Raw genomic sequence first — 14692 nt, forward strand, 5'->3', positions numbered from 1 at the left:
CACGCTAGGAGCTACGCATTGATAAGAAAGACTAAATATAGCGCTTCTCGGTTGAGTCCAATACAGACCTAACCCCCAGCCCCTTAAGAGCTAGCGTTGGGGAGTAAAATTCAAAGCTTCTCTCCTTTTAGGAGAGAGGTTTAGAGAGAAGTCAAAGTGTATTGCTTCCATTCGAGAACCGCTATATAGGTGATTTAAAAAACCATATCTGTGGTTCGCATTTTGAGCCAGTCAGAAGCATTACTTAGTCTTGACCTAGCAAATCTGCAATTGAGGTTAGTAATTCAGTTGGTTGTACTGGTTTAGCAAGGTGTTTCTGGAAACCAGCTGCTAAGACTCGATCGCGATCGCTTTCTCCAGCATAGGCGGTAAGAGCGATCGCAGGAATTTCCCCTCCCTCCTCCTTTGGCATTGCTCTGAGTACCCTAATCAGGTTGTAGCCATCCATCTCTGGCATTCCTAAATCACTGATTAATAGATTAGGTACAGTTTGGGCGATGAAAGCCAGCGCCTCTGTTGCCGATGCTGCAACAGTTGTCAGCGCTCCATTCTGTTGTAGCAAGAAGTGCAAAAACTCCCGTGTGTCAGCATCATCATCAACAATCAATATCTGTAGTCCGCTAAGAAGTGACGAGTTAAATTTTTCCCCCACTCCCCCACTCGCCTGCTCCCCTGCTCCTCTGTTCCTCTGCTCCCTCGCTTCCCCACCATCCTTCATCAGAGGCAGCCTAACAGTAAAAATTGCACCCTGTCCAATTCCTGGACTATCTGCTGTGACAGCCCCACCATGCAACTCTACCAAGTGACGAACTATTGCCAATCCCAGTCCCAGCCCGCCAACTTTTCTGGTTGTGCTGCTATCGGCTTGGCGAAAATATTCAAATACGTGGGGTAGGAATTCAGGTGAAATACCTAGTCCTGTGTCTTTGACTTGAATTAGTGCTGAGTGGGAAGCCAATTCCCGACTCAATGATAGGCTGACTTCTACTGAACCATTCGGGGGAGTGAACTTGACAGCGTTCGAGAGTAAATTCCCCACAACTTGCTGTAAGCGATAATAATCGCCTAACACTTTGCCAACATTGGGGTCAAGCTGTATTTTTATCTGGATGGATTTGGTTTCTGCTGTTAACCGGACTGTTTCTAATGCAGCATCAATTACCGATACCAGGTTAACAGCAGCAAAAGTCAGATTCAATTTACCGCGAATAATTCGGGACACATCTAGCAACTCATCAATTAATTGAATCTGCAATTGAGCATTTCTTTCAATGGTTTCTAAAGCACGATTTGTAGTGGCTTCATCAAATTTGCGGCTTTTGAGTAGCGATGACCAACCAAGAATCGGGTTGAGGGGCGATCGCAATTCATGGGAGAGAATAGCAAGAAACTCATCTTTGTTGCGGTTTGCCTGTTTGAGTTCCTCTGCTTGTTGTCTAAGTGCCTTTTCTAATTGCTTCCTGGGGGTTAGGTCAAGAATAAAACAGATCCAAGATGCCGGATCTCGCTCCACTAAGGCACCACCAATTAGTATGGGAATACGGGAACCATCCTTGCGGATGTATTCTTTTTCATAAGGTGTACATACCCCAACCGTTAAAAGTTGCTCTATCCCTTGCTCATCAAGAGCATGGTATTCAGGCGGGGTGATATTTTTTCTGCGTACTTGGCCCGCCAAGAGTTCCTCTCGGCTATAACCCACCATTTCTAAAAAAGCCTCGTTCGCCTCAGTAATGTAGTTAGGAGTGGCGAACATAATGCCAATAATGTTGGAATCAACTAATCGCCTTAATTGAGTTTCGCGCTGGCGCAAATTATTTTCTGCCTGTTTGCGCTGGGTAATATCCTGGGCAGTACCCATCAACCGTACTGCATTACCCTCGGCATCGTAAAAGACACGACCTTTAGCAGCAATCCAATGAATGCTACCATCAGACCAAACGCTGCGGTATTCTATATCACACTCAACCTTTTCTTCAAAAGAGCGAGCGATCGCTTCATTGATGCGTTGACGATCTTCTGGATGTATACAGTTGAGGAAAATCTCATAGCCCATTTCGGCTTCTGGGGACAGTCCAAACAACTGCTTACACTTCTCTGTCCAAATTAACTCCTTGGTGGACATATTCCAAAACCACATACCCAGTTCCGCAGCGGTAGTGGCCAATCGAATCCGTTCTTCACTCTCGCGCAGGTTTGTTTCAATTTGTTGGCGTTCGTGCAGCGCAGCTTGCTGTTCAGTAATATCAGTACTAGCACCAACTACCCTAACTACCTGACCATTTGCATCCCTGACAGCAAAACCCTGGTCTTGTACCCACAAATAGCGACCATCCTTGTGACGAATTCGATACTCGATGCTATAACGGTTTCCAGTCAGCATACTAGCCATGAACTGGTCATTAACTATTTGTTGGTCATCGGGATGGATGCGTTCTTGCCACCATTCTAAGGTAGGTTCAGCTTCTTGTTGTGTGTAGCCAAAAACCTGGGTTAAACCCTGAGTTCTCTCCACCGTATTTGTATGAACATCCCAGTCGTAAATTAGGCAATTAACCGCCGCCGCTGCTAGCTCAAACCTTTCGTTACTTTGCCGCAGGGAAATTTCTATGTGTCGTCGCTCTGTAATATCAAAAGCGATCCCCAAAAGATATTGCGGTAATCCATCAGCAGTTCTGCTGTATAGAGTGTCATAGCTACAAAACCAGCGCCACTCTCCATTAGCGTGTCGAATTTGGTATTCAAAGCTGATGACTTCGCCCTGAGGAGCAGAATTAAATTTTTCAAAATAGCTAGGGAGTCTAGCCAAATCTTCAGGGTGTAGAAGTTGGGTAAATAACTCCTTTCCCATTGCCTGGATTTCTGCTGGTGTGTAGCCCCAACCTTGAGCAATCTCGTAATTAACGTAAGAATTTCGTTGCTCAATTAGGTCATAAATGTAAAGTATCCCCGGAAGAGTGCCAGCAATTTGTTGAAGCAGACGTTGACTATCCCACTGAGGCTTAAATTGATCTGCATCAATAGGAGGCAAGGGGGCAGGGAGCAGGGAGAAAGGGGGAATGTCAAGCGCTTGCAAGTGAATGGGCGAAGAGGGAGATGGGTTTGATTCCCCAGATGCGTTAAGCGATTTTCGTACCCTGCTGGAAGCTGGCGCAAGAGGTGGGGTTTGAATCCCTTTTCTATTCATCCCCCTGCCCCCTGCTCCCTTCTCCCCTGCTTCTTCCTCAAGCTGTGCGTGCTTAGATTCTGTAATATCCGAAAAATTTGTAACGATCGCGTAGGGAGTGCTTCCTCCAACTTGGAATAGAGGTTGTGAAGACAACAATAGCCAGACTAGCTCACCATTTGGCTTATAAAAGCCACACACTACATTCAAGCAAGGTTTACCTGTTTTGCAGGCAACGATCACTGGGTGAGTCTCACTGGGCAAAGGAGAACCATCTTCATGAATAAATTGCCACTTGGAATTGAGCAAATTTTGCCCTACAAGCTGTTCTGCGGTCAGTCCCAGAATGCGATCGCAAGTTGCACTGCAAGCCTGAATAGTGCCATCAGCTAACTGAAGCACCATTCCCTCTTCTACCAGCGAATAATTTGCTTTGTTACTAACTTGCCGATTCAGCAGCTTCTCATTAGCCAGCTGGTTTTGAGATTTTTCCGCGTCTGGCATTCTAAAAAGATAAATAAATTTAAATAAGATTCAGCGGCTCATACTTACATAAATTTTAGGGCAATTTCTTCCAACTTTAGGCTGAATATAGTTGATTAGCGAATTGGCATTATGGCTGGGGACTTAAGGTGTTTCAGTTAATCTAGTTTTAGAGTATCTAAACTGTACAAAAGTTGATTATGTGGATGCAACCTTTACTTCAGCAAAAGTTGCTGTCCAGATCCCCGACTTCCTCAAATCAACATCCCAGCAATACAAGCGGTGATAAAACCCGCTAACAATCCGCCAATCATTGACCTTACACCCATGCGAGCTAAATCATGCTGGCGATTAGGTGCTATCCCAGCAATGCCGCCAATGGTAATTCCTATTGAACCTATATTTGCAAAATTACATAAGGCATAGGTCGCAATAATTACTGCGCGTTGGGAAATTTTACCGCTTTCGATTAGTGCCTTTAAATCCAAAAAAGCAATAAAGTCATTCAAAATTGTCTTTGTACCTAATAAAGCCCCAACTTGCCGACAATCAGTCCAAGGTACGCCCATCAGCCACGCCACGGGAGCCATAACAAAAGACAAAATCCACTGTAATGACAGTTGCTGTAAGCCCACAAATGCCCCCAACCATCCCAGCAGTGCATTCAGTGCAGCTAATAATCCCAAAAAGGCGATAATCATCACCCCAACATTAACTGCTAGCTTCACGCCGTCAATTGCTCCGGTAGTAGCAGCATCAATTACATTTACATAATTGGTTTTTAGATCCACTTTTGCTTTACCAGCCGTCTCTGATACTTCTGTTTCTGGATATAGTAATTTTGATACCACCAATGATGTGGGAGCAGTCATAAAAAAAGCAGCAATCAGGTGTTCTGCGGGTATCCCAAAGGAAAGATATGCCCCTAGAACTCCACCCGCAATTGTGGCAAAACCACCCGTCATTAAGGCATGAAGTTCGGATTGCGTCATCTTCGCTATATATGGTTTAACCATCAGCGCCGACTCTGTAGGCCCCAAAAAGATGTTACCTGCACAGGATAAAGATTCAGAACCCGATGTTTTCATTGTCTTCATCATTACCCACGCCATCACGTTTACGACTCGCTGTAAAATGCCGTAGTAATACAAGACGCTGACGAAGGCAGAAAAAAAGATAATTGTCGGCAGCACTTGGAAGGCAAAGAAATGATCCTTAAAATTTTCTCCAAAGACAAATTTTGCACCCACATCAGAAAATGCTAAAAATTGGCTGACAAAATCTCCTAGGGATTTAAACACATTGAAACCCCAAGGAGTTTTAAGAATCACCAGTGCAAACACAAATTCCAACCCCAAGCCCCACGCCACTAAGCGCCAACGCACTGCTTGACGATTAACAGAGAAGGCGTAAGATATACCAATAAAAACTAAAATTCCCAATGCAGAAATGGCACGTTCCATAATGACTCCCGGAAATGTATCGCTAAGGCACATGGTCACAGAGCATACACAAAAATCCGCGTGTTTTTATGGTTTTGTAGTCAATTACTAGAGTTTTGATGGTGCAAAGAAGGATTTAGCGATCGCCCAAGCGATAAATTTTAGACAATGCTGGATCTGATAAAGCTAGACGTAACTCTCTTTCTATTTGCGTGAAATCAGGCTTTTCTGGCTGCATTTGCAAGTAAGCAAGCAATTCTGTGGCTGATGTGCCAGTTCTAAAAAATACCGATGCATAACCGTCTCCTCCAGAAACGACTCTCCAATCAACTAAGGTGAGTTCTGATGATTGCGCCAGCGCCATAATCAGTGAAGTGTCGGCTTGGTTATCTGTGCCAGTTATGCCACCATAACCAGACTCAATGCCAAAATTGCGATCGCAGTTTCACAACCCCATAACCGTCCGATAATGAGCCTCTATTTGCGCGACGGTTTCAGACTTACGCTTTGCCTCCCATTGACTACGATTAAATAATTCTTGTCGTAATTCATCAACGTTAATTGTTGTCACTTTCCCATCAGCAACAATTTGCTTACCATTTACCCAAACACTATCTACAACATTACTAGGACGACCTAAAACTAACAAACCAATGGGATCTGTACGGGGTAATAATGATAAATTGGTGAGGTCATAAAGTACCAAATCTGCTTGCTTCCCCACAGTTAGGGAACCGAGTTTATCTGCTATATTCAGTCCCTTTGCGCCTCCCAAAGATGCCATTTCTACTGCTTGACGCGGTGTAACCCAGGATTGATAATCGGAGTCTGTAATATTATGTAAGATAGAACCCATTTTGATGGCTTCTAGCAAGTCTTGGGAGTCATTACTTGAAGCACCATCGCAACCAAAAGCCACATTTACTCCAGCTTGGCGATATTTTAAAATCGGGGCGATGCCACTACCTAAACGCAGATTACTTAAGGGGTTATGAACAACTGTAGATTGAGTTTCGGCGAGAATGGTAATATCAGTATCATTTAACCAGACGCAATGAGCAAGAGAAGTACGATCGCTCAAAAACCCGATTCTTTTCAAATGTTCCACAGCAGTACAACCGTACTTTTCTTGAGCGAGTTTTTCTTGTGCCCTGGTTTCGAGTAAATGGGAGTGACGGCAAAGATTATAGCGATCGCTTAACTCAGTACACCCCTCAAATAAAGCATCAGTACACAATTGAATCCCTGTTGGTGCAACTAAAATATTTACACCCTCATCTGGGCGATGAAATTGCCTTACCGCCTCTTCGATGATTTCCAAAGTTGCCGCAGTTGAGCGAAAATAAGGTTCATGATTTTGGACTGATTCCCCAGATGGCATACCTGCGGTGAGGGATTCATCTTGAATTAAGGGGGCGATAAAAGCGCGAATTCCAACTTCTCTGTAAGCGCGAGTGGCAATGGCGATCGTTTCTAACTCAAGTCCGGGAATTAACACCAGATGATCTACCACACTCGTCCCGCCGGAAAGTAAGGTTTCCACCGCAGTCCCCAAGGCGCTGAGATAAACCTGTTCGGGATCGAGGGGGGCAAAATCATAAAGTTCCGCCAACCATAATTCTAAAGGGAAAGCTGACATGATTCCTCGCTGCCACATTTCTGATGAGTGGGTGTGGGCGTTAAAAAAGCCAGGTAGCAGGAGCTTATTTTTGCCATCTATGGCTGTGCCAATTACTTGTAGATTGGGGGAAATGGCTGCGATCGCACCATCTACAATCTGTACATCTACCGTTGCATAATCATCACTGACGGCAATCAAAACATTCTGGATAGTAAAATTCACCATATTTAACCTTGATTAAGTAATTGTATTCTCGACTGAATTTCAAGTTACAAAATAGAAAATGGTGTTGGGTATTGCAATTTTATGAATTTACCATTACGGACATTGGGAGTTCCACCAAATGCGTGGACAGTGAATGATGCGATCGCAGATATCACTCGTCCCCAAAAGACCCCACAACCCGTTATTTTATCAACAGAAACTAAAACCCTGCGCCTAGACTTAGCAAAAGCTGCTATCCTCGTCATTGATATGCAAAACGACTTCTGTCACCCTGATGGGTGGTTAGCGCATATCGGCGTGGACGTAACTCCAGCGCGTCAGCCTATTGAACCTTTGAACAACTTACTTCCAGAACTGCGTGAGGCTGGTGTTCCGGTAATTTGGATAAATTGGGGAAATCGTCCCGACTTACTCAATATTAGTGCTGGTTCGCGTCACGTCTATAATCCCACAGGGGAGGGTGTAGGATTGGGCGATCCACTGCCAAGCAATGGTGCTAGAGTACTCATGGCAGGTAGTTGGGCCGCAGCAGTAGTAGACGAACTAGAACAAATTCCCGAAGATATTCGTGTGGACAAATACCGCATGAGTGGATTCTGGGATACGCCATTAGATAGTATCTTACGGAATCTGGGAAGGACAACATTATTTTTTGCTGGCGTTAATGCTGATCAATGTGTACTCACTACGTTATGTGATGCCAACTTCTTAGGATATGACTGCGTGTTAGTTAAAGACTGTACCGCTACCACTTCTCCTGAATATTGTTGGCTGGCAACATTGTACAATGTCAAACAATGCTTCGGTTTTATCACTGACTCGCAAGAGATTTTAACAGCGCTGCAAAAGGGTGAGGAGAGACGCGATTAATCGCATCTGTACAGGAGTTAAGAGTAATTAGTGATTTTGTGATTTAGAGATACAACTAACAACTCAATATTCAAAACTCGGATTTTAGGAATTTTCGTACCCATCGATAACTTCAGAGGGGATAAATAAATGTACGCTACTCGTTGTGTAATTCCGGTTATCAAATCTACCAAAGATTACCAAGTATATCGCATCAGTCCCAACGACTCTAATCGATTAGCAATTATCTTCGATTCGACAAATGCTAATACTTCCTTGACTTGCTGCATAGAAATTTTTGATGTTGGTGGACAAACACCACCAAATCGCCATCAGTGGGCGGTAGAAATGTTTTTCGTCCTCAAAGGGGAAGCGATCGCTATGTGTGACGGCAAGAGTGCCATGATCAAAGCTGGAGATAGTTTATTAGTGCCTCCCACCGGTACTCATTTGATTAAAAATACTGGTTCTACTCGCTTGTATACGTTGACTGTTATGGTTCCCAATGAAGACTTTTCGGAATTGATTCGCAGTGGGATTCCAACGGAGTTAGATGAAGAAGATATGGCAGTACTAGGGAGATTCGATGCTTTGATGCCCTGTTAGAATAATTCGTAATTCGTAATTCGTAATTCGTAATGACGCTCCTGTGTCGCTAACGTAATTCGTACTCACAGGTGTCATGCCTCCCAAATGCAACATTTACGTCATTTTCAAAAATACAGCATTTGCGATCGCCTACAGCGGGCGGGTACGCCATCGAACTGCCGAATATGGGCTACCATAACAATCTTGAATCATTCGTGAGAAACAAGATCCCTGACTTTTCCAAGAAGTCGGGGATCTGCGGGTTGCAATCCTCTCAAATCAAATAGGATTGCTATATTTTGCTCAAAAAAAGGGGCTGGAGGTTTAGTCTGTATTGAACTCAGCCCAGAAGCGTTATAAAATTCAAAATTCAAAATTCAAAAATGAGTCAGAAGTCTAATTCATAACTGATTTTGGCGACAAATTCCAAATGCTGAAGTGTAGGCATGTAAGAAGGTTCTGCCACCAACAGGGCCGATTTCACCACCACAGAAAAAACCGCCTACAGGAATATCGTTGAGGTAGCGCCGAAATAGTTCAGAATCGAAATTTGGTTTACCATACAGTCCTTCACCTCGCCCCAGACAGGAAAACATTAAGGCAGCTACGGCAGAGGGTTCAGACTCTCGTTGGTGTTGATAACTTTGGAGGAGTAATTCTAGGTCTTCAGCGGAGGCTTGGGCATCGCGTAGGTGGAATTGCAGCCTTTGACCAGGACGAACACGATCGCCAATTGCGATCGCCCCAGCGGTTGGATCGACCCCAAGAATACCACGAATTAAAAAGTCTCCCTGTTGCAAAGCCAGCTTAAATTCATCCATCGCCACACCAACAAACAGAGAGTGCTGTGCTAAAGTCCGTTCGTGTTCGCTGAGACTGGCAATCAAATCTCGCAACACCACTAGAGGCACTTTCTCATCTAACTCTAGAATAATATTGCGATCGGCTTTTGTAACTTGTAATGGTTTCCCAATCGGCCGGCATCCTTGGGCTACAATCGTTTCCAAAACAATATTGCCAGTCAAAGCTATACCAACAGTGCCCTCACGATACAAACTTTGGCATTCCTCGCCCTCAGTATCATTACAAAAAAGAGCAACACGACCACCCATACCTCCACCACTAGCTTGTCCCCCCACTATCACCGATCCTGGATAAGCGAAATCCAGCCCCTGCAACAAATCGTTGATTCCAGAGGCGAAAGAACTAGACAACAAGATGAACTGCGGTGTCGGTGATGCTGGCACACCGATCAAATCAACCCAAGCATCTGGTGAACTGTCTAAGTCAGGTAATTCTTCAGCAACAACATGAAAAACTTGAACCTTCACTCCTGGAAGGTGTGCTAAAGTCAAGCTAATAGCTGGTTCAGCTTCTAGTTCTTGGGTTTCTCCGCTAACTGTTGTCCCAATCACACCTCCACCACTACAGCCAATTAGCACAGGCACAGAAAGTTTCTCAGCTAACAAGGGTAACAGTCGGGAATACTCACTCGTAAAAGCAGACGAAATGAATACCAGTCCTAGATCCGCAGGTGCTGTTAATGATGAGACAGCCCGTTCCACCACATCTGTAACAGCTGCTTCCAAAGAATGACGGGTTGATAGGGCGTTTGCCCACTGCATTTGGTCTGCCATGAGTTTCGGACTTCTTTTTCTTTTTAGGCTAGTAAGTTTTGATTTTTGATTTTGGAAAGAATTGCATCCTACAAGAATTGACACCAGCCCTTTATCTCCTTTATCCCAAGAAGTTGGGGTTGTCATTCCTAATAGATGCATCTAAATATATTGTATGATTGTTTATCTATGGTACCGATTCCACAAAATCTTAAAAAATAAAGATGAATGCATTATAGATGCGGCAGTTTACTGTAATGGTTATAAATCAATAGGCTAAAATACTAACTTATTAGCTAAGTGGTTAGAATGGTTAGTAATCAAGCTAAAATCTGCCATTTCTGAAGTTTTTCTATACTAGTATTAACAACACACAACGAGACTAAAGCAATGACCAACATCCAAGAAACAGCAAAGAGCGACATCCAAGAGAAAATCCAAGAAGAAGTGGAGCAAGCGCGTACTGTCTGTGACATTAACGGTAGCGGCTCACCAGAGTGTGCTGCTGCTTGGGATGCAGTAGAAGAATTGCAAGCCGAAGCTTCCCACAAGCGCCAAAGCAAGCCAAAGAATTCTCTAGAACAGTATTGTGATGACAACCCAGATGCAATTGAATGCCGGGTTTACGATGACTAAATATTGAGGCAAGTGAATTTTCTGTCCCTTTGGTTAGCAAGCAACCAAGATTTACTTACTGAGATTTAGCACTTTTACCTCACTCCCGCCTAAAATCGTCCTCTCCCTCTTTCATAATTTTCCCTAACGGGCAAAAAATTAGTGAAATATCTGGAGTTAGGGATGTATGAAGGTTAAACTTTGAGAGTTTTTATCTTAAAAGGAAACCTTTACACCCAAAAAATTGGGGTTTTATCCGGGAGTATTCAAGTATATAGGCGCTGGGTGGGTTTTGAACAGGCTCCCTAGCGGTACTACAGGTAGGTGCAAAATCTAAGTTGAGGATCTTTGAGTTGCTTGTTTTTTTGCTAAATAGAGAGATTGAGGAAAGTGAATTAAAAAATTTACTATGTAATACCTTTTCCACAAATCTTTGCAACAAATGAATAGGCTGTAGAAGTGTATAGAATGTCGTTGGTGTCAACTTAACGAAAAAACGAGTCTAGAAACAGCTTTTAGGATTGTCTCGTCAAGAGTCTCTGACTGGGAATGCCCTTCGTTGGGGCTGTCGTCTCCCTTACTGGCGGCAGAGCCACCAGGAGCAGCATTTCCAGCCTCTGGCTGGAAACGAGGATTGAAAAGGGTTTTTGACACGTATGACATTCTATATGCCCCTACAATCGTGTTTATAGTATAAATTTCGTGAAATTGTAATGAGTTGGGGAGCCACTTGCTTGTACAAAGAAGTTAGAGCATAGTGTTGAGGCTAGACACTAAGCTTTGTGCTTTGATTAAACTGTTATGTAATATAGATAGACTACTTGCTAGCTAATAGCTTACAGGGTTGTCAGTTATAGATACTTGCTCTTGGTTAAAAATGTTTTATTTATCGTTTGAGAAAAATTATGGACTATAACGTTTGGTTTCGCCCTTTCGTCTGGATTGATTATCGGCTAGCAGTATTATTCCTGGTAATTATTCCGCTAATTCTCCTGATTTGGGCATTTGTGCAAAAAGCAGAAGGCATACAACGCTTGTTAGCTATATATTGGCGAGTATCAAGCCTAGTGGCAATCACTATTTACTTAATGATTGCCCAGTATCCAGTTAGCTTTATCTCTGGGTTGATAGCTCAGATTTTGATCCCGATTTCGCTGTGGTTCTGGGTGGATATTAACGATGAAATTGAGTATCAAACTAGTGGCTCTTTGAAATTGATTTTTACCTCTTGGCGCTGGGCTACAACTGTTTATTGTATTTTGGGTACATTAGCCTTTATCCCGTTTGTAGGTTGTGCTTTTTCTGCCAATTTGCTAAAGACTCCTTATTGTCGTGTCTGGTTTGAAGCTCCCTTGCTATTCAAAGAATATTTCCATGCTAATAGCAAGGCTGAGTTCTTAGGTTTTCTTGGCATAACTAGTTTAGTAATTTATGTGCTTTACTTAAGCTATTTTGTTCTGATTAAGCTGGGCAAGCAGGGACGTTCAGCCACACCACAGTAATCTTCGCTGCCCACCGTACCTCTAATTTTTAAAACATGAATTCCATTGGCAAGCGACTGGAACAATACACCGCTAAACGCCCCCAAGAAGTCCTACTTGTAATAGTGGAAATTGCCGATGAGCAAGATACAATTGCTGTTTTCAAAGGCTTTTCCAGTTCTTTGATGCGCCCTACGGCATTTGATGCAGATGTACCAGTTTTGCCAGATGGAGCAAACATCCTCAACATTGACCGAGTAGCCAGTCCTTACAATCCTGAAGCACCCCGTTATATTCAACAAGGACTTTCTTGGGAAGCTATGGAAGCTTTATTATCAGAAGTGGGAGTATGAATAAACCGATTGTTTGGATACATGGAGATTGCCTTAGTCCATACAACCCTGTACTGCAAAAATACCCCGATGTCCCAGCTATCTGGGTTTGGGACGAGGCTTTGATAGACGAATGGAAACTGAGTCTCAAACGTCTCACCTTCATCTACGAATGCTTGCTAGAGTTACCCGTTGTTATCCGTCGCGGTAATGTGGCACAAGAAATTTTAGCTTTTGCTAAAGAACATGATGCGAATTTAGTCGTCGCAGCCAACAGTCCCAGTCCCCGGTTTGATGATATCTGCAATCAAATAAAGGGTTTTATAGCAGTGGAAGTGCTTGAGGTAGAACCATTTTTTGAATATGATGGCTATATTGACCTGAAGCGGTTTTCGCGCTATTGGAAAGTGGCTCAAAATTATGTTTTTGAATAGCTCAATTGTTATATTGTAATGTCTAGTGATCGCAGATCCAACTGATGAAGCAATCTGCTAGTTACAGCTTACAAATGGCAAAATTTATGAAGCATTAAATTTTCTGACTACCTTCTCGTGCTAAATTACTAAAGCTTGGAGTTGGGAAACTCCGGTGAAATTCCGGGACTGTGCCGCAGCTGTGATGGGATCACCCAAGTCAGAATGCCAACCCTCAAGATGTCCTCAATACACACTCAGCGTCTACTCCCTGCGTTGCACGGGGAAGGAGTTCCAAGTTTGCTTTCTGGATTTGCCACTTGTCCTGGCTTGTTTTATGCTACACCCGCCGCAGATGGTATATTATCTCGCATTAGAATACCAGGTGGAATTATTAGTAGTCAGCAGTGCCGTGCGATCGCAGATATAGCAGAACAGCACGGTGGCGGCTATCTGGATGTGACTAATCGAGCTAATTTACAAGTCCGCGAAATCCACAAAGGGATAAATACTGAAGTTTTGAAGTATCTACAGAGTATAGGACTGGGTTCTCACAATTCTGTTGTAGATCATATCCGTAATATTATGACCAGCCCTACTGCTGGTATCGACCCGCAAGAATTAATCGACACTCGTCCTTTTGTCCAAGGTTGGGATCATTATATTGCTGCACATCCAGCGCTTTCGGGACTGTCAGCAAAATTTAGCGTTTGCTTTGATGGTGGTGGGATAATTCGGGTGTGCGATCGCTTGAATGATATCCTATTTGCTGCTGTCTTAGTTAACAGTGATGTTTACTTCCGCCTATATCTCAGTGTAGGGGCGAAGGGTCAACCGCCTAGCGATATGGGAATATTGTTACCACCAGAGGAATGTTTGCCCGTCTTGGCAGCTTTGGCGGATGTCTATCTAGCTCATAGTAATACTACAAGTAAGCGTCGGCTACGTCTCTTAGAGTTATTGAATACTTTGGGTTGTGAAAATTATCTCCAGGAAGTTCAGCAGCGTCTACCTTTCCCTCTTTTATGCAGTGAAGCAAGAAATGACCTAACCCCCCAATCCCCTTCCCTGCAAGGGAAGGGGTTGGGGGAGAGGTCAAATGCTAGCTATCAGCATATTGGCATCCATCCCCAACGTCAGAAAGGCTTCTTTTACCTTGGTGTTGTCTTGCCCCTTGGGCGATTGGAGAGTAGACAGATGCGGGGTTTAGCAGATTTAGCAGCAAAATACGGTAGTGGAACTCTCAGGCTAACCCCTTGGCAAAATTTGTTGCTAACTGATATTCCTCAGCAATGGGTTGGCGATGTCCAGCGAGAAATTGCTTTCTTAGGATTAGATTTCTCAGCAACCAACATCAAGAGTGCATTAGTTGCCTGTTCTGGAAAAAAGGGTTGTGCTGCTTCTGCTACGAACACCAAGGATCATGCATTGGCATTAGCAGAGTATCTGGAAACTCGCGTCATTCTGGATTGCCCAGTTAATATCCACTTCAGCGGCTGCGAAAAATCCTGCGCCCAGCATAGCAAAAGTGATATTACTCTGCTCGGTGTCAGCATTGAGGCTGACAATGGAACTGTGGAGGGTTATCACATTTATGTTGGTGACAGCAAGCAGAAATTCGGACGTGAAATATATCAATATGTAACTTTTGCCGAACTACCTGCATTCATAGAGCGGATGCTATATGTATATAAAAATCAACGCCTAAATTCTGATGAGTCCTTTGGGAAATTTGCTAATCGATATGCGATCGCCCAATTACAGCATTTATTTAATATTATTCCTAAATCATTCGTGAATAATAAGATTCCCAACTTGTTGGAAAAGTCGGGAATCTGAGTCTTTCGATTTTCATTGGTCA

General features: G+C 43.5%; 13 protein-coding genes and 1 riboswitch. Of the genes, 7 read left to right on the plus strand and 6 right to left on the minus strand.

Translation table 11 applies throughout. The features are described from left to right. Window positions 1–244: 244 nt before the first annotated feature. From F8R90_RS00335 to F8R90_RS00355, 4 genes are all read right to left on the minus strand, one after another. On the minus strand, window positions 245–3670 hold the full coding sequence (locus F8R90_RS00335; RefSeq protein WP_230966004.1) for a PAS domain-containing protein: 3426 nt from the start codon (window positions 3668–3670) through the stop codon (window positions 245–247). A 233-nt stretch (window positions 3671–3903) separates the two neighbouring features. Next, complete coding sequence (locus tag F8R90_RS00345) at window positions 3904–5112, minus strand: NupC/NupG family nucleoside CNT transporter (protein ID WP_196508602.1); 1209 nt, start codon at window positions 5110–5112, stop codon at window positions 3904–3906. A gap of 115 nt (window positions 5113–5227) precedes the next feature. After that, a complete protein-coding gene (locus F8R90_RS00350; protein ID WP_196508604.1) occupies window positions 5228–5455 on the minus strand; it encodes a hypothetical protein in 228 nt (75 codons plus the stop codon). Window positions 5456–5536: 81 nt separating this feature from the next. Then, window positions 5537–6934, minus strand: a complete 1398-nt coding sequence (locus tag F8R90_RS00355) for an amidohydrolase (RefSeq protein ID WP_196508659.1) — start codon at window positions 6932–6934, stop codon at window positions 5537–5539. A gap of 84 nt (window positions 6935–7018) precedes the next feature. Between F8R90_RS00355 and F8R90_RS00360 the strand changes: the two genes are divergently transcribed. Together F8R90_RS00360 and F8R90_RS00365 are read left to right on the plus strand one after the other, a co-directional pair. Next, entirely contained in the window at window positions 7019–7807 is a 789-nt protein-coding gene (locus F8R90_RS00360; RefSeq protein ID WP_196508606.1) for a cysteine hydrolase family protein, read from the plus strand. A gap of 129 nt (window positions 7808–7936) precedes the next feature. Then, complete coding sequence (locus F8R90_RS00365; RefSeq protein WP_196508608.1) at window positions 7937–8392, plus strand: cupin domain-containing protein; 456 nt, start codon at window positions 7937–7939, stop codon at window positions 8390–8392. 383 nt (window positions 8393–8775) lie between these two features. Here F8R90_RS00365 and F8R90_RS00370 read toward each other — a convergent pair whose 3' ends face one another. After that, the gene (locus F8R90_RS00370) at window positions 8776–10011 is read right to left on the minus strand and encodes an FIST signal transduction protein (protein WP_196508610.1); all 1236 of its coding nucleotides are present in this window, start codon (window positions 10009–10011) and stop codon (window positions 8776–8778) included. 369 nt (window positions 10012–10380) lie between these two features. On the opposite strand from F8R90_RS00370, the gene F8R90_RS00375 reads away from it, so the two are divergent. After that, window positions 10381–10626, plus strand: coding sequence for a Calvin cycle protein CP12 (locus F8R90_RS00375; RefSeq protein WP_196508612.1), 246 nt, complete (start codon window positions 10381–10383; stop codon window positions 10624–10626). Window positions 10627–11085: 459 nt separating this feature from the next. Here F8R90_RS00375 and F8R90_RS00380 read toward each other — a convergent pair whose 3' ends face one another. Continuing rightward, window positions 11086–11259 carry a hypothetical protein gene (locus F8R90_RS00380; RefSeq protein WP_230966006.1) on the minus strand — a complete coding sequence of 58 codons (174 nt, stop codon included), beginning with the start codon at window positions 11257–11259 and terminating at the stop codon, window positions 11086–11088. A gap of 251 nt (window positions 11260–11510) precedes the next feature. Here F8R90_RS00380 and F8R90_RS00385 point away from each other — a divergent pair, with 251 nt between their 5' ends. The 4 genes from F8R90_RS00385 to cobG all read left to right on the plus strand — a co-directional run bounded on the left by F8R90_RS00385 (window position 11511) and on the right by cobG (window position 14670). Beyond that, complete coding sequence (locus tag F8R90_RS00385; RefSeq protein WP_196508616.1) at window positions 11511–12107, plus strand: DUF3177 family protein; 597 nt, start codon at window positions 11511–11513, stop codon at window positions 12105–12107. 35 nt (window positions 12108–12142) lie between these two features. Next, a complete protein-coding gene (locus tag F8R90_RS00390; protein ID WP_196508618.1) occupies window positions 12143–12439 on the plus strand; it encodes a DUF7734 family protein in 297 nt (98 codons plus the stop codon). Next, complete coding sequence (locus F8R90_RS00395; RefSeq protein WP_196508619.1) at window positions 12436–12852, plus strand: hypothetical protein; 417 nt, start codon at window positions 12436–12438, stop codon at window positions 12850–12852. The genes F8R90_RS00390 and F8R90_RS00395 overlap by 4 nt, the downstream gene beginning before the upstream one ends. A 128-nt stretch (window positions 12853–12980) precedes the next feature. Beyond that, window positions 12981–13070, plus strand: a riboswitch (adenosylcobalamin-variant (AdoCbl-variant) riboswitch). A 1-nt stretch (window position 13071) separates the two neighbouring features. Then, window positions 13072–14670: a precorrin-3B synthase gene (cobG, locus tag F8R90_RS00400; RefSeq protein WP_230966007.1), complete on the plus strand. Its 1599-nt coding sequence runs from the start codon at window positions 13072–13074 to the stop codon at window positions 14668–14670. Window positions 14671–14692 lie beyond the last annotated feature (22 nt).

It is taken from the genome of Nostoc sp. NZL (assembly GCF_015714705.1).
Classification (GTDB): Bacteria; Cyanobacteriota; Cyanobacteriia; order Cyanobacteriales; family Nostocaceae; genus Nostoc; species Nostoc foliaceum_A.

Bases quoted from the DNA above. Each gene is read 5' to 3' on its own strand.
- F8R90_RS00350 (WP_196508604.1), bottom strand. From the start codon at position 5,455: ATGGCGCTGGCGCAATCATCAGAACTCACCTTAGTTGATTGGAGAGTC.
- cobG (WP_230966007.1), top strand. From the start codon at position 13,072: ATGTCCTCAATACACACTCAGCGTCTACTCCCTGCGTTGCACGGGGAA.
- F8R90_RS00385 (WP_196508616.1), top strand. From the start codon at position 11,511: ATGGACTATAACGTTTGGTTTCGCCCTTTCGTCTGGATTGATTATCGG.
- F8R90_RS00345 (WP_196508602.1), bottom strand. From the start codon at position 5,112: ATGGAACGTGCCATTTCTGCATTGGGAATTTTAGTTTTTATTGGTATA.
- F8R90_RS00335 (WP_230966004.1), bottom strand. From the start codon at position 3,670: ATGCCAGACGCGGAAAAATCTCAAAACCAGCTGGCTAATGAGAAGCTG.
- F8R90_RS00395 (WP_196508619.1), top strand. From the start codon at position 12,436: ATGAATAAACCGATTGTTTGGATACATGGAGATTGCCTTAGTCCATAC.
- F8R90_RS00360 (WP_196508606.1), top strand. From the start codon at position 7,019: ATGAATTTACCATTACGGACATTGGGAGTTCCACCAAATGCGTGGACA.
- F8R90_RS00370 (WP_196508610.1), bottom strand. From the start codon at position 10,011: ATGGCAGACCAAATGCAGTGGGCAAACGCCCTATCAACCCGTCATTCT.
- F8R90_RS00365 (WP_196508608.1), top strand. From the start codon at position 7,937: ATGTACGCTACTCGTTGTGTAATTCCGGTTATCAAATCTACCAAAGAT.
- F8R90_RS00375 (WP_196508612.1), top strand. From the start codon at position 10,381: ATGACCAACATCCAAGAAACAGCAAAGAGCGACATCCAAGAGAAAATC.
- F8R90_RS00390 (WP_196508618.1), top strand. From the start codon at position 12,143: ATGAATTCCATTGGCAAGCGACTGGAACAATACACCGCTAAACGCCCC.